This window comes from Asanoa ishikariensis, from assembly GCF_900107455.1.
GTDB classification, from domain to species: Bacteria; Actinomycetota; Actinomycetes; order Mycobacteriales; family Micromonosporaceae; genus Asanoa; species Asanoa ishikariensis.
In genome coordinates this window covers 770,362-795,036 of record NZ_FNQB01000001.1, presented here as the reverse complement: position 1 = coordinate 795,036, position 24,675 = coordinate 770,362, and the positions used below count along the sequence as shown (strand labels likewise).

Genomic DNA, 24,675 nt, shown 5'->3' with positions numbered 1-24,675 from the left:
CTGGCATGGCGCTCAAGCTGGCTTTCTCGCCGTGCCCCAACGACACGTTCGTGTTCCACGCCCTCGCGCACGGCCTGGTCAAAGGTGCGCCGCCGGTCGAGGTGACGTACGCGGACGTCGACGTGACCAACACGGCGGCCGAGCAGGGCGAGTTCGACCTGGTCAAGGTCAGCTACGCGGCGCTGCCCTGGTTGTTGGACGACTACGAGCTGCTGCCGTGCGGCGGCGCGCTCGGCCGGGGCTGCGGCCCGCTGGTGCTGACCAGACAGGACGGCCCGCAGCACCTCGACGGCGCCCGGGTCGCGGTGCCGGGTGACCGCACCACGGCGTACCTGCTGTTCCGGCTGTGGGCGCAGGGGCAGCAGCCGGCGGCGATCGACGTGGTGCCGTTCCACGAGATCATGCCCGCGGTCGCGGCCGGCCGGTACGACGCCGGCCTGGTGATCCACGAAGCCCGGTTCACCTACCCGAGGCACGGCCTGACCGCGCTGGTCGACCTCGGCGAGTGGTGGGAGGGCGACACCGGCCTGCCGATCCCGCTCGGCGCGATCCTGGCCAAGCGGGGCACGGTGGACCCGGCGGCGGCCACGGAATGGATCCGTGACTCGGTCCGCCAGGCCTGGGCCAACCCGGCGGCCAGCCGCGACTACGTGCTCGCGCACGCCCAGGAGATGGAGCAGGCGGTCGTCGACCAGCACATCGGGCTGTACGTCAACGAGTTCACCGAGGACCTGGGCGCCGAAGGCCGAAAGGCGATCGAGGCCCTGCTCGGCCGTGCGACCGACGCCGGGTTGGTGCCTCAGATCTCGAGCTCGCGCGCCACCGCGTGGAGTAGCTGAGCCACCTGGGCTGCGGTCTTCTTGTCGGGGAACCGGCCCCGCCGCAGGTCCGGCTGGACCCGCGCCTCGAGCACCTTGATCATGTCTTCGACCATGCTCTGGAGCTCGTCCGCGGGTCGGCGGCGCAGCTCCGCCATCGACGGCGGCGCGTCGAGCAGCTTGACGCCGAGCGCCTGCGCGCCCTTGCGGCTGTCGACCACGCCGAACTCGATCCGCTGGCCACCTTTCAGCTCGGTTACGCCGGCAGGCAAGGCGCCCTTGGGTAGGAACACGTCGCCACCCTCGTCACTGGTGACGAACCCGTATCCCTTGGTCGCGTCGAACCACTTCACTCGCCCGGTCGGCACTGCACCCTCACTGAACCTCGCGCCGGAATTGCTGACGTCACAAGGCTAGCTGGACCAAGCCCGGAAGCGCCGCCGAGAATTCCCGGAGATCGGCCAGAACCAGCCGTGCGCCGGCCGCGCTGAGCTCATCGGCGGAACAGGGGCCGGTCGTCACGGCGACGCCGGGCACCTTGGCCGTCCGCGCGGCCACCATGTCGGCCACGTGGTCACCGACATAGATGCCACAGCCGTACGTGGTCAGCGCGGTCGCCTTGCCCTCCGCGAACAGGTCGCCGGCCACCGCGTCCACGGGCAGGCCCAGGTGTCGGAGGTGGATCTCGGCCAGCCGGCCCAGCTTCGACGTGACAACCACCACACGGCCGCCGAGGTCGTGCACGGCGTCGACGGCCGCCCGGGCGCCCGGCAACAGGACGGTCGGCTCGATCGCGTGGTGCTCGTACAACGCGCGGTAGGTCGTGACGGCTTCTTCGAGCTCCTCCGGCGGGAACCAGTTGGCCAGTTCGGTGCGCAGCGGCGGGCCCAGCCGGGAAATGGCGAGCTGTTCGTCCACATAGGTGCCGGTGACGGCGGTCAGCTCGCGGAAGGCCGCTGCGATGCCGGCCCGGGTGTCGGCCAGGGTCATGTCGAAGTCGAACCCGACTGCCAGTTCCGTGATCACCTGAGCGATGGTCGCACATCGGCTGGGCGACCCCGCCCGCACCGGAGCCGTCGGCCGGATAGCGTGGTAAGGCGATGACTACCATGCTCGTCGACCAACTTCGGTCACTCCCAGACGAGGCGCTCGCGGCTTTGCTGCGCATGCGTCCGGATCTGGTCGTCCCCGTGCCGTCCGACCTGTCCGCCTTGGCGCTGCGTGCCCAGACCCGCGCGTCGATCGCCCGGGTCCTCGACGGCTTCGACCGGTTCACCCTGGAGATCCTCGACGCGGCCCGGTTGAGCCGGGGCGGCCCGGACGAGACGACCAGCCTAGAAACGATCTTCACGCTGGCCACCGGGGTCGACCGGGACACCGCCCGCGCCGCCATCGACCGCCTGCGTGCCCGGTTCGTGCTCTACGGCCCGGAGAACGCGCTGTCCATCACTGTCGGCGTCGACGAGGTGTCCTCCCCGTACCCGGCCGGTCTTGGCCGGCCCGCCGGCCTGCTCGACGCGAGCGCCGCGGAGCTGGTCGCCGACCCGGCCCGGCTGCGCCGCACGGTGCTCGCCGCGCCGCAGCCGGCCCGCGCGGTGCTCGACCGGCTCGCCGCCGGCCCGCCGGTCGGCACGCTGGCCGGAGGCGGCGACGCCGGGTCCCCGGTGCGCTGGCTGGTCGACAATGCCCTGCTGGTGCCGGTGCCCAGTGGCGGCTTCGAGCTGCCCCGCGAGATCGGCCTGCTGCTGCGCCGGGAAACCGGCCCGCTGGGCCCGCTGCATCCAACCCCGCCGAAGATCAACGCTCCCGCTCGGGAGCCGAAGGCCGCCGACTCCGCGGGCGCGGGCCAGGCGATGGACACGGTGCGTCACACCGAAGCGCTGCTGGTCGCGCTGGAGGCGGAGCCGGCCGCGGTGCTGCGCTCCGGTGGCATCGGCGTGCGCGAGCTGCGCCGGCTGGCCCGGTCCGCCGGGCTCGACGACGCCACCGCGGCGACCCTGCTGGAGGCCGCGTACGCAGCCGGGCTGGCCGGCGAGGCCGACGCGCACGCGGCACCGGTCGGTCGGCCCATTCCAGACGCCCAGGTGCTGCCGACCGCCCGCTTCGACGTCTGGCGCGCCTCGTCGATCGCTCGTCGCTGGACCGACCTCGCGGGCGCCTGGCTGACCATGACCCGCCAGCCCGGCCTGATCGGGCAGCGCGACGAACGGGACCGTCCGATCACCGTGCTGGCGCTCGAGGTCGAGCGCTCCGGCGCCCCGGCCACCCGGCGGGCGGTGCTCGGCATCCTCGTCGCCCAGCCGCCCGGCACCGCGCCGGCCGCCGACGAACTGCTCGGCCTGCTCGACTGGGAGGCGCCGCGGCGCACCCGGGGACGGGAGAACGCCTACCGCGAGGTGCTCACCGAGGCCGCATTGTTCGGCGTCACCGGCCTCGGCGCGCTGACCGCGCACGGCCGGGCCCTGCTGGCCGACGACGCCGCCGAGCTCGGGCACGACGAACGCGTCGCCGCCGACCCGTTGGGCATGCGCGCGGAAGGTGCCCTCTCGCCGGACGACCCGCCGAGCACGGTCAAGGTCCTCGACGCCCTGTTGCCCGCCCCGGTCGACCACTTCCTGCTCCAGGCCGACCTGAGCGTCGTCGTGCCCGGGCCGCCCGTCCCGGACCTGGCCGCGGAGCTCGACGTGGTCGCGGAGCCGGAGTCGGCCGGCGGCGCCAGCGTCTACCGGGTCACCCCGGAAGCCGTGCGGCACGCGCTCGACACCGGCTACGCCGCTGACGACCTGCACGCGCTGTTCCGCCGCCGGTCGCGCACCCCGGTGCCGCAGGCGCTCACGTACCTGATCGACGACGTGGCCCGCCGGCACGGTGGCCTGCGGGTCGGCGGCGCCGGCTCCTACCTGCGCAGCGACGACGAGTCGCTGGTCGCGGAGGTGCTCGCCGACCGCCGCCTGTCTGGGCTGGCGCTGCGCAAGCTGGCCCCGACCGTGCTGGTCACGCCGATGCCGAGCGCACGGCTCCTGCAGGACCTACGCGAGGCGGGCTACGCACCCGTGCCGGAGGACGCGAACGGTGCGACCGTCCGCGGCCGCGTCCGGGTGCGTCGCGCACCGGCCCGCGGCAGCGGGCTGGCCCGGTTGGGCGCGTCCGCCTCGGTCGACGCGATCGCCGGCGTCCAACTCACCCAACCGCGCCTGCTCGGCATCGTGGAGCAGATCCGGCGCGGCGACGTGGCCTCCCGGACGGCCCGGCGCGCACCGGCCGCGGTGCGGCCCGGCAACGGCTCCGGGCCGGTCGCGGTGCAGACCCACAGCCAGGCGCTGGCCGTGCTCCAACAGGCGATCCGCGACAAGGCGCTGGTCTGGGTCGGCTACGTCGACGCGCACGGCTCGACCACCTCCCGGCTGGTCCGCCCGGTCTCGATCGGCGCGGGCTACCTGCGGGCGGAGGACGAACGCACCGAGATGCTGCACACCTTCGCCCTCCACCGCGTGAGCGCCGCCGTCCTCGACTGATTACTCCCGGGCCGCGACCAGCCGGATCGGTGGTGTGCGGGTGGCCGAGAGGGTGGACAGGACGCTGGACACGGCAACCACCGCGAGGGCGATGGCGACCACGGCGCCGAACATCGACCACGGCAGGCTGGTCACGTTGATCCCGATCATGTCGCGGACCGCCGAGGCCATGCCGACGATGGTGCCGGTGGCCGCGAGCACTCCGAGCAGCACACCGATCGCCACGACGGCCACCGACTCCGCGAGCGCGGTGCCGACCACCTGACTTCTGGTCAAGCCGGTGACCCGGGCCGCGGCGAACTCGGCCCGCCGGTCCGACGCGGCGATCACGACGGCGTTGACCATCGCGATGAGCGTGTAGACCATCGCCATTCCCATGAGCGCGACCATCACGTTGGTGTTGGTCCGTTGCTGCTGGTCGTTGTATTCGTCGACCCACGCCCCGGCGGTCATGACCTGCCCCAACGTGGCCAGCCCGGTGGCCGCCGCGGCGGGATCCGTGGCCCGCACGACGTACTGCCGTGGGCCGTCCGGCATGAGGTCCGGCGAGAGCAGCACCGCCGGGCCGGACAGCGTCTCCGGGAGCAGCGCGACGACGCGCAACTGGTCCGGACCGCCCGTGAGGTGCACCGGCATCGTGTCGCCGACCTTCCAGCCCCCGACGCTGGGCGTCACCGCGACCGACGCGCCGCGCAGGTCGGCGAGGTTGCCGGACGTCACCGCCGCTCGGTGGGTCTCCTCGTACGCCGCAGGGAAGATCGCGAGGCCGTCGGCGGACTCCCACTCCACCCCGTCCTCGCCCTCGTCGGTGCCGATGTCGAAGCTGACCGGCGCCTGTTCGGAAACCCCGGTCACGCCCGGTGCCGCCGCTACCTGATCGCCGACCGGCCGGTCCGTGTTGAGCACCAGGTCGCCGCGCAACTCTCGGGTGATCTCCTGTCGCGACGCCTCGGTCAACGTCCCGGTCGTGCCGGCCATGCCGACGACGAACGCGACCAGCACCATGATCGGAGCCGCGGTCGACGCGCTGCGCCGCACACCGGTGCGCAGGTTGGCCTGGGCCAGCAGCCCGAGCTTGCCGCGGAAGACCAGCCCGAACGGCGCGGCCACCAGCGGCACGACCAACGGTGCGAGCAATGCGAACGCCGTGACCAGGGTGAACGTCGCGTTGATCGACAAAGGCAGCGCGGCCTCGCCGCCCACCGCCGACACCAGGATCAGCAGCGCGACGCTGCCGGCGAGAAAGAGCACGCCGAACACCCAGCGGGAGGCGGTCATCACGCGTGCGGCGCCGCCGAGGTCGCGCAGTGCCTCGAGCGGCTGGACCCGGGCGGCCCGGCGCGACGCGGCGAGCACGCCGAGCACCGCGACGCCGACACCGGTGCCGGCGGAGACCGCGATGATCCAGTCACGCCACTGCGCGGTGAATCCCGGTGGCGCGAACTCGAACGTGGTCAGCATCGTTGTCTGCAGCCGCATCAACGGCAGACCGACCAGCATGCCCAGCGCCGAGCCGATGACGCCCAGCAGCAGGGCCTCGCCTACCAACAGCGTGCGGACCTGCCGCCGGCCGGCGCCGGTCAGCCGCAACAGGGCCAGGTCGCGGCGCCGCTGCGCGACGGTGAAGGCGAAGGTCGAGCTCACCACGAAGATGGCGACGAAGAAGGCCAGGCCCAGCGTCATGCCGAGCAGCGAGATCGCCCCGACGTAACCGTCCCGGATCGCCCGCTCCTCCACCGCGGACAGCCCCGGCGGCACCTTCGCCGTGGCCGCGGAGACCAGAGTCAGCAACGACGACTGCACGAGCGCGACGCCCAGGCAGACGCTGATGATCGCGCCGAGGAAGACCGGCCAGCGGTCCCGGAACGTGCTCCACGACATCCGCAGCATGGCCTACTCCTCCCAGCGCGCGAGTCGGTCGGCGACCTCGCGGGTGGTCGGCCGCTCCAGCGCGTCGACCACCCGCCCGTCGCCGAGGAAGACCACCCGGTCGGCGCTGGCCGCGGCGGCCGGGTCGTGGGTGACCATGACGATCGTCTGCCCACTGTTGTCGACCATCGCGCGCAGCATGCTCAGCACCGTGCGGGCCGTGCGGGTGTCCAGCGCCCCGGTCGGCTCGTCGGCGAAGAGCACCGCCGGCCGGGTCACCATCGCCCGGGCGATCGCGACCCGCTGCTGCTGGCCACCGGAGAGCTCGGCCGGGCGGTGCCGCGCCCGGTCCGCCAGACCCACCGAGGCGAGCACATCGCGGACTTCCCGGCGTTGCGGCCGGCGGCCGGCCAGCCGCAGCGGCATCGCCACGTTCTGCTCGGCGGACAGCGACCCGATGAGATTGAAACTCTGGAAGACGAAGCCCACGACGGTACGGCGCAGCCGGGTCAACTCGTGGTCCGAGGCGTCGGTGATGTCCTGGCCGGCGATCCGGACCCGGCCGTCGCTGACCCGTTCGAGGCCGGCGGCGCAGTGCAGCAACGTCGACTTGCCGGATCCCGACGGACCCATCACGGCCGTCCAGGATCCGGCGGGAAAGCCGATGTCCACATTGTCCAGCGCCCGGACCTCGGCGGTGCGCGAGCCGTACACCCGGGTGACTGCCTGGAGTTCGACCGCCGGTGCGGTCGCGGCCGGCGGCTCCGCCGGTAGGTGTCTCGTCTGCGTGTCCACGCTGCCAATTGCACCGGCTGGGCGGCGCCGAAGCAGTCACGCCCACGGGCCTCTTGTCGGTAGGGCTGCCCTAACCGCGGGCGCGGCGGACGCTTCCGATGATCGAGATGATCAGCAGGACGGCGAAGCCGGTGCCCGCGGTCTCGCCGATCGAGTTGACCAGGCCCTGCCGCTGCACCAACCAGCCATAAAGGAACCAGGCGATCAGGCCAACACCCATCAGCGTGTACGAGGCGACGGTCAGCCAGGACACCGGCGCGACCACCGCCCCGTCCCGTTCATCGACGGCCATGAACCAAGAGTCGCATCGATCGGCTAACGCGGTCTAGGTGCCGGGGCGCCGCCCGTACACGTGGACCGGTGTGCCGACCTTGCCCAGGCTCCACAGCTTGCGCGCGTCGGCGGGCAGCAGGTTGACGCAGCCGTGTGAGCCGATCGCGCCGTTGTGGATGTAGGTGGTCGTCTCGTGGAAGCCCATCCCGTCGACGAAGTGCTGCCAGTAGGGCAGCCACACCTCGTACGGGTCGGACCATTCCTTGACGTTGCGGAAGTTGACCTTGTAGTTGCCGGCCGGCGTCTGGAAGCCCCCGGACATGCCGGTGCGGGTGACCGTCGGCCCCAGGATGACCTTGCCACCGCGGATGGCCAGCACCGTCTGGTTGGTCAGGTCGACGCAGAAGGTCAGCCCCTTGCCGGCCTCGCACTTGCGCGGGTCGGTGTTGGCGAGCCGCTTGGCCACGGAGGCCGTGGTCGGCCCAGCCCGGCCCTCGGCCGGCGAGATCCCGAACCGCCGTTGGAAGCGCTTGATGGCCTGGCAGTCCTGCGCCGACTGCTTGCCGTCGATGGTGATCGTGCCGAACGAACCGAGGTCGGACAACGCGGCCTCGACGTCGCGTTGGCGCTCACCCGTCGGGCAGCCGGCTGGTTTTGGCTTCGGCTTGACCTTCGGCTTTTGTGGGGTTTTGTCGGGCTTTGGGGCAACCGTGGAAGGATTGGCAGTCGGTTCCGGCGGGCCGCTCGCCCCCGTTCCGACCGTCGCACTCACCGGCACCGGACCTGCGCCCGACGCCGACGACTGCGACGGCGCGAACGTGCACGCGCCGGCACCGACCACCGTGACGACAGCAACGGCAACGAGACGCATGGTCGTTCCGCGCACACCGTGCATCGAGGCCCTCCCCAGGACTGTCGTCGCTTCATAGACGTCCCGGAACCTCCACAGGTTGCGGACCACCCGGCGTTTTCTTTCGTGCAACACTGGAGGGTCGCCTTCCAGACCCTTTTCGGGGAGTGCCCGCGTGAACGACGGCCCGTTGATCGTCCAGTCCGACAAGACCCTGTTGCTCGAGGTCGACCATCCCGATGCGGTCGCCTGCCGGATGGCCATCGCGCCGTTCGCCGAGCTCGAACGCTCACCGGAACACGTGCACACCTACCGGCTGACCCCGCTCGGCCTGTGGAACGCCCGCGCCGCCGGCCACGACGCCGAGGGTGTGGTCGACTCGCTGATCAAGTTCTCGCGCTACCCCGTGCCGCACTCCCTGCTGGTCGACGTCGCCGAGACGATGGACCGCTACGGCCGGCTGCAGCTCGTCAACCACCCGACGCACGGCCTGGTGTTGCAGGCCACCGACCGGGTCGTGCTGGTCGAGGTGACCAAGAGCAAGAAGCTGGCCGGGATGTTCGGCAACAAGGTCGACGACGACACGATCATCGTGCACCCCTCCGAGCGCGGCCGGCTCAAGCAGGCGCTGCTCAAGCTGGGTTGGCCGGCCGAAGACCTGGCGGGCTACGTCGACGGCGAGGCGCACGAGATCGACCTTGCCCAGGACGGTTGGCAGCTTCGGTCATATCAGCAGGAAGCGGTCCAGTCGTTCTGGGCCGGCGGCTCCGGCGTGGTGGTGCTCCCCTGCGGCGCCGGCAAGACGCTGGTCGGCGCGGCGGCGATGGCCGAGGCCAAGGCGACCACGCTGATCCTGGTCACCAACACGGTCGCCGGGCGGCAGTGGAAGCGCGAGCTGATCGCCCGCACGTCGCTGACCGAGGAGGAGATCGGCGAGTACTCGGGCGAGCGCAAGGAGATCCGCCCGGTCACCATCGCCACGTACCAGGTGCTGACCACCCGGCGCAACGGGGCGTTCGCCCACCTCGACCTGTTCGGTGCGCGCGACTGGGGCCTGGTCATCTACGACGAGGTGCACCTGCTGCCCGCGCCGATCTTCCGGTTCACCGCCGACCTCCAGGCGCGCCGCCGGCTCGGCCTGACCGCGACGCTGGTCCGCGAAGACGGCCGCGAGGGCGACGTGTTCTCGCTGATCGGCCCGAAGCGCTACGACGCGCCGTGGAAGGACATCGAGTCGCAGGGCTGGATCGCGCCGGCCGAGTGCACCGAGGTGCGGGTCACCCTCACCGACGAGGAGCGCATGTCGTACGCGACGGCGGAGACCGACGAGCGCTACCGCGCGGCGGCGACGGCGCGCACCAAGCTGCCGGTGGTCCGCGCCCTGGTCGACAAGCACAAGAACGACCAGATCCTGGTGATCGGGGCGTACATCGAGCAGCTCCACCAGATCGGCGACTATCTCGACGCGCCGATCGTGCAGGGCGCCACCACCAACAAGGAACGCGAGCGGCTGTTCGACGCGTTCCGCTCGGGCGAGATCCCGACGCTGGTGATCTCCAAGGTCGGCAACTTCTCGATCGACCTGCCCGAGGCGGCGGTGGCGATCCAGGTGTCCGGCACGTTCGGCTCGCGCCAGGAGGAGGCCCAGCGGCTGGGCCGGGTGCTGCGGCCGAAGTCCGACGGCCGGCAGGCCCACTTCTACACGGTGGTGTCCCGGGACACGATCGACACCGAGTACGCCGCGCACCGCCAGCGGTTCCTGGCCGAGCAGGGCTACGCGTACACCATCGTCGACGCCGACGACGTGCTCGCTAGCGACTGACGCGGGGCCCGACGGCCGGGGGGCTGTCGGGCACCTTCGGGCCCTTCTCCAGCAGTGGTGCCATCAGGTCGCCTAGCTCGTCGACGCGTTCGAGCACCTCCATGGCGGTGAACTGGCGCACCGCGCCGTCCTCGACCTCGTCCCAGGTCAGCGGGGTCGAGACGGTTGGCGTCGGCTGGGCCCGCAACGAGTACGCCGCGACCGTGGTCTTGGCCGCGTTGTTCTGGCTCCAGTCGATGAACACCTTGCCCGGCCGCAGGTTCTTCGCCATCTTCGAGACGATCTGGCGTGGGTGGGCCTTCTCCAGTTCCTCGGCCACCACCTTCGCGTACCCGGTGACGATCTCGGCGTTCTGTGTTCCGGCGATCGGGCAGCAGAGCTGCATGCCCTTCTTGCCGGAGGTCTTCGGGTAGCTGTCGATGCCGTCCTGCGCCAGCCGTTCCCGCAACAGCACCGCGACCGCCGCGCACTCGGCGAGTGCGGCCGGGGCGCCCGGGTCGAGGTCGACGACCAGCAGGTCGGGCTTGGGCTCCTTGGTCCGGCCGATGCGCCACTGCGGAGTGTGCAGCTCGAGGCCGGCCATGTTGGCCACCCACACCAGGGTGGGCAGGTCATCGCAGACCACGAAGTCGATGGTCTCCCGGCCCTGGCTCGAACCCGGCGTCGGGAGCTCTTTGAGGCGCACCCATTTCGGCGTGCCGCCGGGTGCGTTCTTCTCGAAGAACGACGGGCCGTCGACGCCGTTCGGGTAACGGATCCGGGTCAGCGCCCGGTCGCGCAGGTGCGGCAGCAGGATCGGGCCGACCTGGGTGTAGTAGTGGATGACCTCGCCCTTGGTGAACCCGGCCGCGGGGTAGAGCACCTTGTCCAGGTTGGACAGCTCCACCTCCTGCCCTTCGACATCGACCCGGATCCGGGCCGGCTGCTTAGCCATCGGTCACGTCCTCCGCCGTCAGGTCGGGGCGCAGGCGGAGGTACCGCGGAAACCGGAGGCGTCCGTCGGGGGTCCGCTGGCCATATCGCACTTCTAGCACGATGTCAGGCTTTACCCAGATAGCGCCGCGGGCATCCTCCCGGGGCACGGACTGGTCCCCGGTGACGAACGGGCTGGTCTTGGTGACCAGCGGTTCGAGGACCTTGAGCAGCGCCCGCTCGGCCGCCGAGCTGATCCCGCCGCCCACCCGGCCGCGGAAGGCCAAACCGTGGTCGGTGGGCGCGCCGACCAGCAGCCCGCCGATCTTGCGAACGCCGGGCCGCCAACCGCCGATCACGAACTCGGCGGTGCTCTCCAACTTGACCTTGACCCAGTCGGGGGTACGGGCGCCCGCGCGGTAGATCGACCCGTCCCGCTTGGCGACCACGCCCTCGAGCTGGTATTCCTCCGCGGCGGCCAGGGTCGCCTCGCCGTCGGTGAAGGTGGGCGGCACCGCCCAACGGGGTGCTCCCAGGCCCAGCCCGTCGAGCGCGGCCCGCCGCTCGGCCCAGGGTCGGTGGGTCAGGTCTTCCCCGTCCAGCCGCAGCAAGTCGAAGATCATGTAGGTGACCGGAAGACTGGCCGCGAGCCGGGCCGCGCGGATCTTGTCGCGGACGTGCATGCGCTCGGCCAGTTGAGTGAACGACGGCACACCCTGCGCGTCGAAGACAACGACTTCGCCGTCGAACAACGCGTCATCGGTCGCGTTGGCGAGCCCTTCCAACTCTGGATAAGCGGCCGTGATCTCCGCACCGGAACGCGCCCAGATCCGGCGTCGCCCCTGCGAGATATCGGCAATGGCGCGCACGCCGTCCCATTTGAACTCGTAAATCCACCCGCCGCCGGACGGCAGGTCACCCGTGGTGGCCAGCATCGGTTTGATCGGTGCGCTCGGCACGCCACCCACCTTAGGCGCCGCCGATGCTGGTCATAAGGACCGCAACGGTGCGAGCATGGTCGGTGACTGGGCTGCTATCCGGCGGCGGGGGTTTCCGGCGAGCACGATGGGAGCGACATGCGGGCGATCTGGAAGGGCGCCGTTTCGTTCGGCTTGGTGTCGATCGCGGTTCGGCTCTATTCGGCGACCGAAGAAAAGGACATCCGGTTCCACCAGGTGCACCGGGAAGACGGCGGCCGGATCCGCTACAAGCGCACCTGCTCGGTCTGCGGCGAAGAGGTCACCTACGACGACATCGCCAAGGGCTACGACATCGGCGGCGGCGAGATGGTCGTCCTGAGCGACGAGGACTTCGCCGACCTGCCGCTCTCGACCTCGCGGTCCATCGACGTGCTGGAGTTCGTGCCGGCCGACCAGGTCGACCCGATCCTCTACAACAAGGCCTACTTCATGGAGCCCGAGGGCACGGCGACCAAGCCCTATGTGCTGCTCCGCGACGCCCTGGCCGACTCGGAGCGGGTCGCGATCGTCAAGGTCGCCCTCCGCCAGCGCGAGCAATTGGCCACGCTGCGAGTCCGCGAGGGCGTGCTGGTGCTCAACACCATGTTGTGGCCCGACGAGATCCGCAAGGCCGACTTCGGCTTCCTCGACGAGGACATCTCGGTCCGCCCGCCCGAGCTGGCGATGGCGAGCTCACTGGTCGACTCGATGGCCGGCGACTTCGTACCGGACGCGTTCACCGACGACTACCGGGCCGCGCTCCAGGAGGTCATCGACGCCAAGGTCGAGGGCCGCGAGATCGTCCAGCCCGAGGAGCAGGAAGAGGCCCCGTCGGCGGCGGTCGACCTGATGGCGGCGCTGAAGGCGTCGGTCGAGCGGGCTCGCGCGGCCCGCGGCGAGGCCCCGGCCGAGACCGACGACGGCGAAGCCCGCCCGGCCACCCCGATCACCGCCGCTAAGAAGGCGGCGAAGAAGTCCGCGCCGGCGGCCAAGAAGGCAGCACCCGCGAAGAAGACAGCGGCCAAGAAGGACGAGCCGGCGGCGAAAAAGGCAGCAGCGAAGAAGACCACCCGCAAGTCCGCCTAGGCGGTGTCTTGCCGATCATCGCGGCCCGCGTCGGAGGCCACCGCCAGCAGCTCGGCATTCGGGTTGAGTGCTCGGCGGAGGTCCTTGATGAGCAGCAGCAAGTGCATCGGATCAGTGGGACTGGGCTCGAAGGCGGCCAGCCGCAGGTAGAAGTCGCGCGCCGACGTTGACTCACAGTGGATCAGTGCCGCGCGCACGCCGATCACCTCGGCCGCGCCCGCGATCCGGCGCAGCGCGTCGACAACAAGGGCTCGGCCAAGACCCACCCCCTGCACCGCTCTGTCGACCCCGAGTCGGGTCAGCAGAACGATTGGCTGATGGTAGCGACCGGCGCCGTGCATCATGCGCCGAGTCGCGGATGCCGGGGCGACGCTGCCGGCAGCCAACGCGTAATAGCCGACCACCCGATCGAGCCCGTCTTCGATGCCGCGCACCACATAGACCCGGGACAGACCGGCACGGTGCGCCTGGAGCGCGTGCTCGGTCAGCCACTCCGACTGCGCGGCGGAGCCGCAGTCGAACCCGACCACGTTGTGCATCGGGGCGAGCGGCTCGACCGCCGAGAAACGGAAACTCACCCCTCGCCCTCCGACTCGTCGGGATCGAGCACCGTGGGCGCCGTGAGCAGCTCGCGCAAGCCGGAGACAGTGCCAGCCGGACGCTCCAGCGCCTCGTCGAAGGCGCGCCAGGCGTCGTCGTCGAGCACGAAGACCCGCCGGTCGGCGAGCACGCCGGCCGCCGCCTCGGTGGCAGCGGACAGCACGAACGTCGAGAGCGTCGAGCCGGTCGCCTCACTCGCGGCCTCGAGAAGCGCCTTCTGCTCCGGGTCGAGACGTAGGTGCAGTCGCTCAGCCTTCCCGCTCATGACCAAAGCGTACGCACAACGTACGCCAGCCACAATCGAGTTCAGTCGAGGGTGTGGACCTCCAGGGCGCCGCCGGCGTAGTCGGAGCGGACTCGTTTCTTGTCGAACTTGCCCACCGAGGTCTTCGGGACCTCCTGGATGAAGCTCCACCGCTCCGGGAGCTGCCACTTCGGCATCCGCTCCGCCAGGAAGGCGCGCAGTTCATCCGGGGTCGCCGTGCTGCCCTCGCGGATCACCACCGTGGCCAGCGGGCGCTCGTCCCAGCGCTCGTCGGGCACACCGACCACGCAGGCCTCGAGCACGGCCGGGTGGGCCATCAGCACGTTCTCCAGCTCGACCGACGAGATCCACTCGCCGCCCGACTTGATCACGTCTTTGGCTCGGTCCGTCAGGATCAGGTAGCCGTCCGCGGACAACGTGCCGACGTCGCCCGTGCGGAGCCAGCCGTCGCGGAACTTCTCCGGGTCCGGCTCTTCCTCGCCCAGGTAGTGCGCCGTGACCCAGGGGCCGCGGACCTCCAGCTCGCCGACCGACTCGCCGTCGGCCGGGACCTGCTCGCCCAGCGGACCGATGATCCTCGCCTGCACACCGGCTGGGAAGCGGCCCTGGCTGTCGCGGTAGGCCAGCAACGCGTCGCCCGTCGCGCCCGCCGGTGGGCGGGACACCGAGCCGAGCGGCGACATCTCGGTCATGCCCCACGCGTGCACGATCTGGATGCCGAAGCGCTCGGCGTACGCGTCCATCAGCGCGGGCGGGCAGGCCGAGCCGCCGACGATGGCCTCGCGCAACGACGAACCTGTGGCCAGGTGGCCGAGCACGTCGTTCCAGATGGTCGGCACCGCGCCGGCCTTGGTCGGCTGGAGCGCCGCGATCATCTCGGCGATCGGCGCGCCCTGCAGGAAGCGATCCGGCATGATCAGCGACGCGCCGGACATGAACGCGGCGAACGGGATGCCCCACGACATCGCGTGGAACATGGGCACGATGGCCAGCTCGCGGTCGGTGGAGGCGAGGCCGAACGCCTCCGGCATGCACACCTCCATCGAGTGCAGCCAGATGGAGCGGTGCGAGTATGCGACACCCTTGGGGTTGCCGGTCGTCCCGGACGTGTAACAGAGGGCGGCCGCGTCGCGCTCGTCGAGCTCGGGCCAGTCGTACGTCGTCGGCTTGCCGGCCAGCAGGTCGTCCCAGTGGTGGATGGTGACGCTGCCGGCCAGCGGTGCCGGGTCGCCGCCACCGACCACCACCACGTGCTCGACCGTTGACATCTGCGGCAGCACCTTGGCCAGCAACGGGATCAGCGCCGAGTCGACGATGACCACGCTGTCCTCGGCGTGGTTGGCGATGTAGGACACCTGGTCGGGGAACAGCCGGATGTTGAGGGTGTGCAGCACCGCACCCATGCTCGGCACCGCGAAGTAAGCGACGAGATGCTCGTTGTTGTTGAACTGGAACGTCGCGACCCGCTGGTCGCCGGTCACGCCGAGGTCGTCGCGGAGGGCATGGGCCAGTTGGGCCGCCGCCGCGCCGACCTCGGCGTAGCTCATCCGCCTCGGCTCGGCACCCGTCCAGGTCACCACCTCGGAGGCGCCGTGCACGGTCGCGCCGTGCTCGAGGATCCGGGAGACGAGGAGGGGGGCGTCCATCATCGTGCTGCGCATACCAACAACCTAGTGGCGCAGCTCACAGTGGGCCATACGGTCAGATCAGGGTTTCCGCGCGCGCTTCCATCTCGGCCGGCGTCGGCGGCCGGTCGGCGGCCGGGCCGCCGCGCAGCTCCTTGTCCGGCACCAGCAGCGTGACCACCACCGCGATGATCGCGGTCAGGCCGGCGACCAGGAACACCGTGTGCAGCGAGTCGACGAACGACACCTGGATCGCGTTGCGTACGACGTCCGGCAGCGCCAGGATCTTCGACGGCTCGTTGATGGAGATGCTGCCGGTGCCGAGCGTCGACTGGACGCCCGCCGCCTGCTCGGGGGTGAGCTGGCCGATGGCGCCCGGCACCCGTGCGGCCGTCTCGGTGGCGAGCCGGCTGCTCAGGATCGAGCCCAGGATCGCCACGCCGAACGAGCCGCCGAGCGAACGGAAGAACGTCGCGGCACTCGTACCCGCGCCAAGGTCACGCATTTCGACCGAGTTCTGCACGGCCATCACCAGCGACTGCATCGACAGGCCGAGACCGACACCGATCACGACCATGAAGCAGAACGCGATGCCGAGCGACGAGTCGACCTGGAGCTGGGTGAACAGCAGGATGCCGATGCCGAGCAGCACCGAACCAGCCACCGGGAACCACTTGTAGCGGCCGATCCGGCTCATCGCGCGGCCGGCCAGCACCGAGGTCACGATGATGCCGGCCATCATCGGCAGCATCAGCAGGCCGCTCTTGGTCGGCGACGCGCCCTTGACGATCTGCAGGTACAGCGGGATGAAGATGATCGACCCGAACATCACCAGGCCGAGGATGAAGCCGGCGCCGTTGGCCAGCGCGAAGGTCGGCCGACGGAACAGGTGCAGCGGCAGGATCGGCTCGGCCGCCCGGCTCTCCTGCACCAGGAACAGCACCGCGAACACCGCACCGAGCACGAACAGGCCGAGGATCGTGCCCGAGCCCCAGGCGTACTCGGAGCCGCCCCAGCTCAGTGCGAGCAGCAGGGCGCTCACGCCGACCACGAGCAGGCCCGCGCCCAGCCAGTCGATCTTGTGCTCCCGCTTGCGGAACGGGATCAACCGCATCACCTTGTACGCGACGACGATCGCGACGATCGCCAGCGGGACGTTGATGTAGAAGATCCAGCGCCAGTTGGTCTCCGCGAAGTAGCCACCGACCAGCGGGCCGGCGACCGACGCGAGGCCGAACGTCGCACCGAAGAGGCCCTGGTAGCGGCCGCGCTCGCGGGGTGAGACGACGTCGCCGATGATCGTGAACGCGAGCGTCATCAGGCCGCCGGCACCGATGCCCTGGATGCCGCGGGTGACGATCAGCTCGGTCATGTTCTGCGACAGGCCGGCGAGCAGCGAACCGACCAGGAACGTGCCGATCGAGAACAGGAAGACCGGTCGGCGGCCGATCAGGTCGGAGATCTTGCCGTACAGCGGTGTCGACGCCGTGGACGCCAAGAGGTATGCGGTGACCACCCACGAGTAGTGGTTGATGCCACCGAGCTCGCCGACGATCGTCGGGAGCGCGGTGCCCACGATCGTCTGGTCGAGTGCCGCCAGCAGCATGCCGAGCATCAGGCCCGACATGAGAAGGAGGATTTGCTTGTGGCTCAGCTGGGGGCGGGCGGGGGCTTCGGTGCTCATTGCGCAATTCTGTTCCGGAGTTACCTGCATCTGCCATCAAATGTGTAGCGCACCACTGCTCAGCCCCCTGACCGGCGTTGGCCAAGGGGCTGGTGGGAGGGTTGCCGGCTTACGTGGGGCCCGGGCTGTGCATCTCCCGCGCGGCGTCCGGGTCGTCGGGCGACGGCGGCCGGCCCGCGAGGGAGCCACCGGCGCCGAGGGTGATGGTGCGGCGACCGGCCCGGACCACCCGGGGCAGGGTGACGGTCAACAGACCGTGGTCCATCGTCGCGTCCACCCGATCGGGGTCGACATCGGCCGGCAAAGCCACGCGGTACTCGAAGGCCCGCGTCGCCCGCTCCACCGGCGCGGTCCGTGCCCGCACGACGATCTCCCGCACGTCGACGTCGAGCGCGACCTCTTCCGGCGCGACACCCGGCAACCGGGCCGTGACGGTGAACGCGTCGTCGGACTGCATGAGGTCGATGTCGTTCAGCGCGCCGCGGCCGAAGCCGGAGCCCACGAGCCGACCTAGCTCAGCCCGCAACGACTGAAGCTCTGCGAAGGGATCCCAACGCCGTTCGGGACTGTTCATACGGTGCCGCTACCCGTGGCCCGAAGGGCGAAACCTGGAGTGGAGCCGCCTGACGGAATCGAACCGTCGACCTACGCATTACGAGTGCGTCGCTCTGGCCAACTGAGCTAAGGCGGCGTGCCGTCATGCGGCCCGCCAAGCATACGGCACCGTCCCAGGCGTCACGCCACCGGTCAGACTCCCGATCGACGGCTGTCCGTACCGGTCAAGTCGCCGCTAGGCTCCCGCACGTGACGGATGATGCCACCGTGTCGCCCCCCGTCGAGCGCATACCGCAGGCCGAGGCCATGGCCACCCGGCGCCCCCGCCCGCGCAGCATGGATCCGATCGAGCTCGGCTTCAATCCGCGCCCGCCGGTGCCTTGGCTCGGGCCGCTGCTGTTGCTCAGCACCGGCATACGCGCCCTGCTGGCCATCCTGTTCGGCGCCTACCTCGACAAGCGCGAGCTGCAGAACTCGCTGCCCGGCGACGTCATCCAGGAGCCCGGCACCGACGGCGAGCTGTGGCTCGACTACGTCGCCGACCTGGGCGACGGGTTCAACTCCACCTACTCGGTCGCCTACCTGCTGGCCCAGCCCGAGCTCGAGCTCGACGGCCAGACCCTGCCCCGCGGCCAGGTGCTGGTGATGGGCGGCGACCAGGTCTACCCGACGGCGAGCGCGCCGGACTACGAAGACCGCTGCAAGGGCCCGTACACGGCGGCCATGCCGTGCCCGCCCTCCGCGGCGCCGCAGCCGACGCTCTACGCGGTGCCCGGCAACCACGACTGGTACGACGGGCTGACCGCGTTCCTGCGGCTGTTCGCCCGGCAGCGGGACGCCTCACTCGGCGGGTGGCGCACCAAGCAGTCCCGCTCGTACTTCGCGGTGAAGCTGCCGGCCGACTGGTGGTTGTTGGCGCTCGACGAGCAGTTCGGCGCGTACGTCGACGACCCGCAGCTCAACTACTTCGAGGCGGCGGCCCGCGAGTTCGGCCCGGACGACAAGATCATCCTGGCGGTGCCGGAGCCGTCGTGGGTCAAGGCGGCGCTAGAGAAGAACTCCGAGGGGTACGACGCGGTCGACTACTTCATCCGCACGATCATCGCGCCGACCGGCGCCCGGGTGCGGCTGATGCTCTCCGGCGACCTGCACCACTACGCCCGCTACAGCGGCGTCGACCGCGAGCTGGTCACGTGCGGCGGCGGTGGCGCCTACCTCTACCCGACCCACGAGTTGCCCGACGAGATCACCGTGCCGCCGCCGGACACGCTGTCGCGCCGGTCCAGCCAGTCGCGGCCGTACCACCTGACCGCCGCCTATCCCGACAAGCCGACCTCACGTCGCCTCGGCTGGGGCGTGTTCGGCCGGCTGCCGACCCGCAACGCCGGGTTCGCGACGCTGATCGGCGGCCTGCAGACGCTGCTGATGCTGTCGATGGCGGGCATCGCGACGCAGCAGCGCAACGAGACCGGCCTGCGGCTGTTCAGCATCCCGCTGGTCACCATGCTGGTCGTCACGCTGCTCGGCGCCGCGTTCTTCGCCAAGCCGCCGACCGCCGTGGGCAAGCGCTCGTTGCGGCACTGGTTCCTGGGCGGCGGCCACGGCCTGGCCCAGATCGCCCTGGCCGCCCTGGGCACCTGGCTCTGGCTGATGACCCCGTTCCCGGACTGGCCGTGGCCGTTCTCGCTGCTGATCGCTCTCGCGGTCTACGGACCACTGGCCGGGTTGGTGGGATCCCAGTTGGTCGCGCTATACCTGCTGATCGCGGGCCGCTTCGGGGTCAACATCAACGAGTTGTACGCCGGCCAGGGCATCGACGACGTAAAGAGCTTCCTACGGCTGCACATCGCGGCCGACGGCGCGCTGACGGTCTACCCGGTCGCGGTCGACCGAATCTGCCGCGAGTGGCGCCCGAACCCGACAGCACCCGACGAGCGCCCATGGCTGGAACCGGCCCAGTCACTCGTCTACCGCGCGGCCGACAAGCCCTTCGTCCTGCGATAGGAGTAAGGAAGGGCCCCTTGTTAACGCTTTCCGCAGCGCAAGGGACCCTTACTAACGCTTTCGGGGTGCGGAGCCTGCGGCAGCCGCGGTGAGCGCCGCAACTGCGGCAATGGCCGTAGGCGCCGCGGCCGCCGTGGGCGCCGCAACCGCCGTAGGCGCGGCAGGCGCCGCAACCGCCGTAGGCGCGGCAGGCGCCGCAACCGCCGGACGGCAGACCGGCGGGCGGCTAACTCGGGGCGTACTGGTCGTCGTGCGCCTTGCGCGGGCCGCAGACGCTGGCCCGGCTGCATGAGCAGCGCGAGCCGTCCGCGTCGAGACGGACCACGACCGAGTCGCGCGGCACGCTGTGCGCCACCACTCGCCCGTCGCCCTCCGGCGTGGTCACGCGCGAGCCGACGGCGGGTGCGCTGGCCTGGAAGCTCTGGTAGAGCGGGTGCTCATATTTCAGGCAACACATGAGACGTCCGCACGCGCCCGATATGCGCAAGGGGTTCAGGGGCAGGTCCTGGTCCTTGGCCATCCGGATGGTGACCGGCTCGAAGTCGTTAAGGAACGTGGCGCAGCACAGGTCGCGGCCGCAGGAGCCGATGCCGCCCTGCACCCGCGCCGAGTCGCGGGCCGATAGCTGGCGAAGCTCCACCCGGCAGTGCAGGGTGGCGCCCAGGTCGCGGACCAGCGAGCGGAAGTCGACCCGGTGCGGCGCGGTGAAGTAGATCGTCGTGCGGGCGCTCGCGCCGGACGCGTCGAGCACGTGGTCGACGGCGACGACCTTCATCGGCAGGCTGTGTTCGCGAATCAGCTTCTTGGCCGCCGCCTTCGCCTCGGCCTTGCGCTTGCGTTGGGTCTCGTCGCGGGCGAGGTCCCCGTCGGTGGCCATGCCGGCCAGTTTCGGGAAGCCCGACGTGTCGTCGTCAACCCATTGCGCGGCCCAGACACACTCCGCCACCTCGGGGCCGTCCTCGGTCGGGACGAGCACCCGGTCGCCGACCACGGGGGTCAGGTCGACGGGATCAAGGTAGTAGAGGCGGCCGTAACGGTTGAAACTGACCGCGCACAACATGCCCATACGCGTCACCTTACGTCGGCCAGTGTGGCGTACACGACCATGCGACTTTTGGACGAATTGCATTGTCCGTACGAATGGGACATCCCGCGCCGCCGCAACCCCGCCCACGGGCCGTCGTTGGCCGGTGTGCGATCAGGCTTCGGGGGTCGGCACACTCGGGTCGTGCCGGCCCCCGATTCGTATCGATGTCGGTCACCGGACGGTTGAAACCGCCACCGACCACGGGACAAGCCTGGCCAGGTTGGCGTTGAGTGAAAGCACCCAAGCCTGCGGGGGGTGCAGGAAAGTGGCCACGGCGTCGCAGCCGGAGCGGATGTTCCCGAGCGCGACGCCGTCGCCATTCCCGAGCGTTGCTCGCACCCGGCACAATGCATCGATGACCGACGCTCCCGCACGCTCACACGCCCGGTCCTGGCTCCGCTTCCCGATCGACAACTGGCCAAGCCGGATCTACCTGCTGCTGGTCGCCGCCGCGGTGGTGTTCTTCCTGGTCGACCAGTCGGTGACCCGCCCGGACGCCTCGTTCGCCGCGATCTACATGCTGATCCTGACGGCGCCCATCTCGCTGCTGGCCTCAATCCCGCTCATCGGGGTCGCCGTCGGCGCCCTGCTCAACGCCACCCTCATCGGCGCCCTCGCGCACCTGGCCCGCAACCGTCGGTAGGGGGGTGTCTCCCTGGTCCGGTTCGCGTAGCTCGACGCAGCACCGCCCCGGCCCGGGCGCCAGAACCGCCTCGACACCGCTGGTCTCCAGGCCGGCGAGGAAGCCGCACAGGTACGCGTGGTTGAGACCGCACACCAACTCGGCCGAGCGCTCGACGAGCTGATGGAACGGACAGTTGAGCAGCCGCATACCGGTCGGCGCGGTGCGGTCCGGCTCGAAGCCTGTGCGCTCCAGCATCGCCTCGCTGAGCGTCAGCGAACGTTCGGGGCCGAGCCGGCCGGGACGGAGGCGGGCGCGTTCGGCGGCGCCGAGCGACTCGCCACGCTCGCGGGCCGTGCGCAGCGCCGCGGCCCGGGACTGCTCGCCGGGTTGCTGCGTGAGCAAGGCGTCGAGCAGGATCTCGGCGATCAGGTCGGGCCGGCGCTCGGGGATGCTGACCCGGATGTCGACCTCGGTGAGCTCGTAGACCTTCGGTTTGCGGCCGACCCTACGAAGGCCGCCCGGACTCTCGTGGCTCGCCCGCAGCAGGCCGGCCGCGACGAGCTTGTCGAGGTGGAAGGCCGCCAGCTTGGTCGAGATGCCGGCGTCGGCGGCCGCCTCCTCGCGCGTGACGGGCCGGCGGACGCGGCGGATGAAGCCGAACATCCTCCGGCGCTGCTCGTCGGCGAGCACCGCGAGGTCCTCGATGGGCGTCACCACTCCACCATAACGCAAAAGTCGATTAGCAGAACTCCTCTGCTTGACCTGCTTCGTGAATTACGCCAATACTTGTTGGTGAAACACAGAGGAGGAAAGCCGTGTCGATCGAGCGCGTCGCCCACCGGACCGGACGGACACCTGCCCCACTGCGCGTAGTGCACGAGTCCGACGGCATCGACCTCGACGCAGCGGAAGAGGCCGCCGGCCATTTCCTGCGCGCCCTCGGGGTGCGCACCGACACCGAGAGCATGCGGCGCACGCCCCGGCGGATGGCCCACGCCTACGCCGAGCTGTTCAGCCCTCGGCCTTTCGACCTAACCACGTTCCCCAACGACGAGGGTTACGACGAGCTCGTCCTGGCCCGCGCGATCCCCGTGCGGTCGGTCTGCGAGCACCACCTACTGCCGTTCGTCGGCACCGCGCACGTCGGCTACCTGCCGGGGCAACGGATTCTCGGACTGTCCAAACTGGCCCGCGTGGTCGAGCACTTCGCCTGCCGCCCACAGGTGCAGGAACGCCTGACCAAGCAGATCGCCGACTGGCTCCAGACCCAGCTCGACCCGAAGGGCGTCGGCGTGGTCATCGAAGCCGAGCACACCTGCATGACCCTGCGCGGCGTACGCGCCGACGGCTCGTCGACCATCACCTCCACCCTGCTCGGGCTGCTCCGCGAAGACGCGCGCTCGCGCAGCGAGTTCCTCGCCCTCACCGGCGTCATCCGCTGACTTCGAGAACCGCGTACACCGCGCCGGAAGGAAAGCCATGACCAACGCATATGTGATCGTCGGGGCCGGTCTGGGCGGGGCGAAGGCCGCGCAGACCCTGCGCGAACAGGGCTTCACCGGGCCGGTCGTGCTGATCGGCGACGAGCGTGAGCGGCCCTACGAACGTCCACCACTGTCCAAGGGCTACCTGCTGGGCAAGGACGAGCGAGAGAAGATCTACGTCCACACACCACAGTGGTACGCCGAGCACGACGTCGACCTGCGCCTGGGCACCAGGGTGACCGCCGTCGACCCCGCCGCACACGAGGTGACCACGGCCGACGGTGGCCGGCTCGGCTACGCGAAGCTGCTGCTGACCACCGGCTCCGCGCCGCGCAGGCTCGCGGTGCCGGGCGCTGACCTGGCCGGCGTGCACTACCTGCGGCAGGCCCACGAAAGCGACCGGCTCAAGGACGCGTTCCAGCCCGGCGGCCGGGTCGTGGTGATCGGAGCCGGCTGGATCGGGCTGGAGACGGCCGCCGCCGCTGTGTCGGCCGGAGCGCACGTCACCGTGCTGGAGGCCGCCGAACTGCCACTGCTGCGGGTCCTCGGCCGCGAGGTGGCCCAGGTCTTCGCCGACCTGCACCGCGAGCACGGCGTCGACCTCCGGCCGAGCGCACGGATCGCCGAGCTCACCGGCAGCGCAGGCACGGTCGACGGCGTGCTGCTCGCCGACGGCACCCGGATCCCCGCCGATGCGGTGGTCGTCGGTGTCGGCATCACCCCCAACACCGACCTGGCCACCGCGGCCGGCCTGGCCGTCGACAACGGGATCGTCACCGACGAGCACCTGCGCACCTCCGCCATGGACGTGTACGCCGCGGGCGACGTCGCCAACGCCTACCACCCGTTCCTCGGTCGGCACATCCGCGTCGAGCACTGGGCCAACGCCCTCAACCAACCGCAGGCCGCCGCCCGGGTCATGCTCGGCGAGGACGTGTCCTACGACCGGTTGCCGTACTTCTACACCGACCAGTACGACCTCGGCATGGAGTACACGGGCTACGTCGAGCCGGACGGCTATGACCAGGTCGTCTTCCGCGGCGACCCGGCCTCGGGCGAGTTCGTCGCCTTCTGGCTCGCCGGTGGCCGCGTCCTGGCCGGCATGAACGTCAACGTCTGGGACGTCACCAAGCCGATCCAGGAGCTGATCCGCTCCCGCGAGATCGTCGACCCGGGCCGCCTCGCCGACCCGCAGGCTCCGCTCAGCAGCTCAGCCGGGTGATTCGTTCGTAGCTTGCCGGCGGCGACGCCCCGGCTGCCGGTCGGCGGCCGTGGGCCGGGCGCGGGATCGTCTCGGCGTCGGTGCTGGCCGCGTCAAGCGCGGTCAGCACCCGCGTGGCGATCGTGACCGCCGCGCGGGCGGCATCATTCGTGCCGAGCACGACCGCGACCGCCTCACCCGAGGTGAGCACCTCGGCCAGGACCGCCGCCAGCCTCGCCCGGGTGCGGGTCGCCCAGTCGGCCACCTCGTCGGCCAGCCGGGCGGTCGCGGCCAGCGCGTCGGTGGCGGTGGTCAGCTCGGCGGCCAGCCGTGCGGCGTGCGCGCTGAACGCGTCTCCCGCCGGGCCCTCCCAGACCACCGGCGCGGTCACCGCCACCCGGGCCTCGTCGTAGGTCGTCGTTCGAGCCCGCACCGCCACACCGGCCGCAGCGATCGGCTCGGCCCGCAGCGTCGACGCCAGCGCGGCCACGGCCTCGCCCGGCAACGCCCGAACCCGGCGCAACAACGGCCAGACCGGGTCGTCATCGGCCGCGCCGAACCGGCTCAACAGATCATCGACCCGCGCCAGCAAATGCCCAGCGGGCCGAGCCAGATGGTCAAGCGCGTCAGCCACGACTCATCCGCC

Annotated in this window: 24 protein-coding genes and 1 tRNA gene; 8 read left to right on the top strand and 17 right to left on the bottom strand. The window is 70.8% G+C overall.

What is annotated here, in order from left to right:
- Positions 1-5: 5 nt before the first annotated feature.
- Positions 6-839 (top strand): 1,4-dihydroxy-6-naphtoate synthase, encoded by an 834-nt coding sequence (locus BLV39_RS03705; protein ID WP_090787166.1) that lies wholly within the window; start codon positions 6-8, stop codon positions 837-839.
- On the opposite strand, the gene BLV39_RS03700 is transcribed toward BLV39_RS03705, so the two are convergent.
- Positions 800-1,186 (bottom strand): cold-shock protein, encoded by a 387-nt coding sequence (locus BLV39_RS03700; RefSeq protein ID WP_090787164.1) that lies wholly within the window; start codon positions 1,184-1,186, stop codon positions 800-802. The genes BLV39_RS03705 and BLV39_RS03700 overlap by 40 nt on opposite strands.
- Before the next feature lie 37 nt (positions 1,187-1,223).
- Positions 1,224-1,841, bottom strand: a complete 618-nt coding sequence (locus BLV39_RS03695) for an HAD family hydrolase (protein WP_090791096.1) — start codon at positions 1,839-1,841, stop codon at positions 1,224-1,226.
- 77 nt (positions 1,842-1,918) lie between these two features.
- Here BLV39_RS03695 and BLV39_RS03690 point away from each other — a divergent pair, with 77 nt between their 5' ends.
- Positions 1,919-4,333 (top strand): helicase-associated domain-containing protein, encoded by a 2,415-nt coding sequence (locus tag BLV39_RS03690; protein ID WP_090787162.1) that lies wholly within the window; start codon positions 1,919-1,921, stop codon positions 4,331-4,333.
- Here the strand turns inward: BLV39_RS03690 and BLV39_RS03685 are convergent, their stop codons facing one another.
- The 4 genes from BLV39_RS03685 to BLV39_RS03670 form a co-directional block, all read right to left on the bottom strand.
- Positions 4,334-6,223 carry an FtsX-like permease family protein gene (locus BLV39_RS03685; RefSeq protein ID WP_090787160.1) on the bottom strand — a complete coding sequence of 630 codons (1,890 nt, stop codon included), beginning with the start codon at positions 6,221-6,223 and terminating at the stop codon, positions 4,334-4,336.
- A 3-nt stretch (positions 6,224-6,226) separates the two neighbouring features.
- On the bottom strand, positions 6,227-6,997 hold the full coding sequence (locus tag BLV39_RS03680) for an ABC transporter ATP-binding protein (protein WP_090787157.1): 771 nt from the start codon (positions 6,995-6,997) through the stop codon (positions 6,227-6,229).
- A 70-nt stretch (positions 6,998-7,067) separates the two neighbouring features.
- Positions 7,068-7,289, bottom strand: a complete 222-nt coding sequence (locus BLV39_RS03675; protein ID WP_090787153.1) for a hypothetical protein — start codon at positions 7,287-7,289, stop codon at positions 7,068-7,070.
- Positions 7,290-7,322: 33 nt separating this feature from the next.
- On the bottom strand, positions 7,323-8,141 hold the full coding sequence (locus BLV39_RS03670; RefSeq protein ID WP_308442693.1) for a L,D-transpeptidase family protein: 819 nt from the start codon (positions 8,139-8,141) through the stop codon (positions 7,323-7,325).
- A gap of 154 nt (positions 8,142-8,295) precedes the next feature.
- Between BLV39_RS03670 and BLV39_RS03665 the strand changes: the two genes are divergently transcribed.
- Entirely contained in the window at positions 8,296-9,942 is a 1,647-nt protein-coding gene (locus BLV39_RS03665; protein ID WP_090787148.1) for a DNA repair helicase XPB, read from the top strand.
- Here the strand turns inward: BLV39_RS03665 and ligD (BLV39_RS03660) are convergent.
- Together ligD (BLV39_RS03660) and ligD (BLV39_RS03655) are read right to left on the bottom strand one after the other, a co-directional pair.
- The gene (gene ligD, locus BLV39_RS03660) at positions 9,932-10,876 is read right to left on the bottom strand and encodes a non-homologous end-joining DNA ligase (RefSeq protein ID WP_090787145.1); all 945 of its coding nucleotides are present in this window, start codon (positions 10,874-10,876) and stop codon (positions 9,932-9,934) included. The genes BLV39_RS03665 and ligD (BLV39_RS03660) overlap by 11 nt on opposite strands.
- Positions 10,869-11,813, bottom strand: a complete 945-nt coding sequence (gene ligD, locus BLV39_RS03655; RefSeq protein ID WP_090787142.1) for a non-homologous end-joining DNA ligase — start codon at positions 11,811-11,813, stop codon at positions 10,869-10,871. The genes ligD (BLV39_RS03660) and ligD (BLV39_RS03655) overlap by 8 nt, the downstream gene beginning before the upstream one ends.
- 117 nt (positions 11,814-11,930) lie before the next feature.
- Between ligD (BLV39_RS03655) and ku the strand changes: the two genes are divergently transcribed.
- A complete protein-coding gene (gene ku, locus BLV39_RS03650; RefSeq protein ID WP_090787139.1) occupies positions 11,931-12,899 on the top strand; it encodes a non-homologous end joining protein Ku in 969 nt (322 codons plus the stop codon).
- Here the strand turns inward: ku and BLV39_RS03645 are convergent.
- The 6 genes from BLV39_RS03645 to BLV39_RS03620 all read right to left on the bottom strand — a co-directional run bounded on the left by BLV39_RS03645 (position 12,896) and on the right by BLV39_RS03620 (position 17,764).
- The gene (locus BLV39_RS03645) at positions 12,896-13,477 is read right to left on the bottom strand and encodes an N-acetyltransferase (protein ID WP_204082782.1); all 582 of its coding nucleotides are present in this window, start codon (positions 13,475-13,477) and stop codon (positions 12,896-12,898) included. The genes ku and BLV39_RS03645 overlap by 4 nt on opposite strands.
- A complete protein-coding gene (locus tag BLV39_RS03640) occupies positions 13,474-13,764 on the bottom strand; it encodes a type II toxin-antitoxin system TacA family antitoxin (RefSeq protein ID WP_090787136.1) in 291 nt (96 codons plus the stop codon). The genes BLV39_RS03645 and BLV39_RS03640 overlap by 4 nt, the downstream gene beginning before the upstream one ends.
- 41 nt (positions 13,765-13,805) lie before the next feature.
- On the bottom strand, positions 13,806-15,425 hold the full coding sequence (locus BLV39_RS03635) for a fatty acid--CoA ligase (RefSeq protein WP_090787133.1): 1,620 nt from the start codon (positions 15,423-15,425) through the stop codon (positions 13,806-13,808).
- A 40-nt stretch (positions 15,426-15,465) separates the two neighbouring features.
- A complete protein-coding gene (locus BLV39_RS03630) occupies positions 15,466-17,073 on the bottom strand; it encodes an MDR family MFS transporter (RefSeq protein ID WP_090787131.1) in 1,608 nt (535 codons plus the stop codon).
- A gap of 109 nt (positions 17,074-17,182) precedes the next feature.
- On the bottom strand, positions 17,183-17,647 hold the full coding sequence (locus tag BLV39_RS03625; protein WP_090787128.1) for an Hsp20/alpha crystallin family protein: 465 nt from the start codon (positions 17,645-17,647) through the stop codon (positions 17,183-17,185).
- Between the two features lie 40 nt (positions 17,648-17,687).
- Positions 17,688-17,764, bottom strand: a tRNA-Thr gene (locus BLV39_RS03620).
- 170 nt (positions 17,765-17,934) lie between these two features.
- Between BLV39_RS03620 and BLV39_RS03615 the strand changes: the two genes are divergently transcribed.
- Positions 17,935-19,632, top strand: a complete 1,698-nt coding sequence (locus BLV39_RS03615; protein WP_239083709.1) for a metallophosphoesterase family protein — start codon at positions 17,935-17,937, stop codon at positions 19,630-19,632.
- A 226-nt stretch (positions 19,633-19,858) separates the two neighbouring features.
- On the opposite strand, the gene BLV39_RS03605 is transcribed toward BLV39_RS03615, so the two are convergent.
- A complete protein-coding gene (locus BLV39_RS03605; protein WP_090787122.1) occupies positions 19,859-20,698 on the bottom strand; it encodes a PSP1 domain-containing protein in 840 nt (279 codons plus the stop codon).
- Between the two features lie 376 nt (positions 20,699-21,074).
- Here BLV39_RS03605 and BLV39_RS03600 point away from each other — a divergent pair, with 376 nt between their 5' ends.
- Positions 21,075-21,362 carry an SCO4225 family membrane protein gene (locus tag BLV39_RS03600; protein WP_090787119.1) on the top strand — a complete coding sequence of 96 codons (288 nt, stop codon included), beginning with the start codon at positions 21,075-21,077 and terminating at the stop codon, positions 21,360-21,362.
- Here BLV39_RS03600 and BLV39_RS03595 read toward each other — a convergent pair.
- Positions 21,273-22,058: a helix-turn-helix transcriptional regulator gene (locus BLV39_RS03595; protein WP_204082781.1), complete on the bottom strand. Its 786-nt coding sequence runs from the start codon at positions 22,056-22,058 to the stop codon at positions 21,273-21,275. The genes BLV39_RS03600 and BLV39_RS03595 overlap by 90 nt on opposite strands.
- Before the next feature lie 101 nt (positions 22,059-22,159).
- Here BLV39_RS03595 and folE point away from each other — a divergent pair, with 101 nt between their 5' ends.
- Both folE and BLV39_RS03585 read left to right on the top strand, forming a co-directional pair.
- Positions 22,160-22,786 carry a GTP cyclohydrolase I FolE gene (folE, locus tag BLV39_RS03590; RefSeq protein ID WP_425304677.1) on the top strand — a complete coding sequence of 209 codons (627 nt, stop codon included), beginning with the start codon at positions 22,160-22,162 and terminating at the stop codon, positions 22,784-22,786.
- Positions 22,787-22,823: 37 nt separating this feature from the next.
- On the top strand, positions 22,824-24,050 hold the full coding sequence (locus BLV39_RS03585) for an NAD(P)/FAD-dependent oxidoreductase (RefSeq protein WP_090787116.1): 1,227 nt from the start codon (positions 22,824-22,826) through the stop codon (positions 24,048-24,050).
- Here BLV39_RS03585 and BLV39_RS03580 read toward each other — a convergent pair.
- A complete protein-coding gene (locus tag BLV39_RS03580; protein WP_143049628.1) occupies positions 24,031-24,663 on the bottom strand; it encodes a hypothetical protein in 633 nt (210 codons plus the stop codon). The two genes, BLV39_RS03585 and BLV39_RS03580, sit on opposite strands and share 20 nt — an antisense overlap.
- Positions 24,664-24,675 lie beyond the last annotated feature (12 nt).

Excerpts from the sequence above, each read along its gene's own strand:
- BLV39_RS03605 (WP_090787122.1), bottom strand. The coding sequence starts at position 20,698 with ATGGGCATGTTGTGCGCGGTCAGTTTCAACCGTTACGGCCGCCTCTAC.
- BLV39_RS03630 (WP_090787131.1), bottom strand. The coding sequence starts at position 17,073 with ATGAGCACCGAAGCCCCCGCCCGCCCCCAGCTGAGCCACAAGCAAATC.
- ligD (WP_090787145.1), bottom strand. The coding sequence starts at position 10,876 with ATGGCTAAGCAGCCGGCCCGGATCCGGGTCGATGTCGAAGGGCAGGAG.
- BLV39_RS03685 (WP_090787160.1), bottom strand. The coding sequence starts at position 6,223 with ATGCTGCGGATGTCGTGGAGCACGTTCCGGGACCGCTGGCCGGTCTTC.
- ku (WP_090787139.1), top strand. The coding sequence starts at position 11,931 with ATGCGGGCGATCTGGAAGGGCGCCGTTTCGTTCGGCTTGGTGTCGATC.
- BLV39_RS03670 (WP_308442693.1), bottom strand. The coding sequence starts at position 8,141 with ATGCGTCTCGTTGCCGTTGCTGTCGTCACGGTGGTCGGTGCCGGCGCG.
- BLV39_RS03690 (WP_090787162.1), top strand. The coding sequence starts at position 1,919 with ATGACTACCATGCTCGTCGACCAACTTCGGTCACTCCCAGACGAGGCG.
- BLV39_RS03640 (WP_090787136.1), bottom strand. The coding sequence starts at position 13,764 with ATGAGCGGGAAGGCTGAGCGACTGCACCTACGTCTCGACCCGGAGCAG.
- BLV39_RS03600 (WP_090787119.1), top strand. The coding sequence starts at position 21,075 with ATGACCGACGCTCCCGCACGCTCACACGCCCGGTCCTGGCTCCGCTTC.
- BLV39_RS03635 (WP_090787133.1), bottom strand. The coding sequence starts at position 15,425 with ATGCGCAGCACGATGATGGACGCCCCCCTCCTCGTCTCCCGGATCCTC.
- BLV39_RS03615 (WP_239083709.1), top strand. The coding sequence starts at position 17,935 with ATGGCCACCCGGCGCCCCCGCCCGCGCAGCATGGATCCGATCGAGCTC.
- BLV39_RS03625 (WP_090787128.1), bottom strand. The coding sequence starts at position 17,647 with ATGAACAGTCCCGAACGGCGTTGGGATCCCTTCGCAGAGCTTCAGTCG.
- BLV39_RS03705 (WP_090787166.1), top strand. The coding sequence starts at position 6 with ATGGCGCTCAAGCTGGCTTTCTCGCCGTGCCCCAACGACACGTTCGTG.
- BLV39_RS03675 (WP_090787153.1), bottom strand. The coding sequence starts at position 7,289 with ATGGCCGTCGATGAACGGGACGGGGCGGTGGTCGCGCCGGTGTCCTGG.
- BLV39_RS03585 (WP_090787116.1), top strand. The coding sequence starts at position 22,824 with ATGACCAACGCATATGTGATCGTCGGGGCCGGTCTGGGCGGGGCGAAG.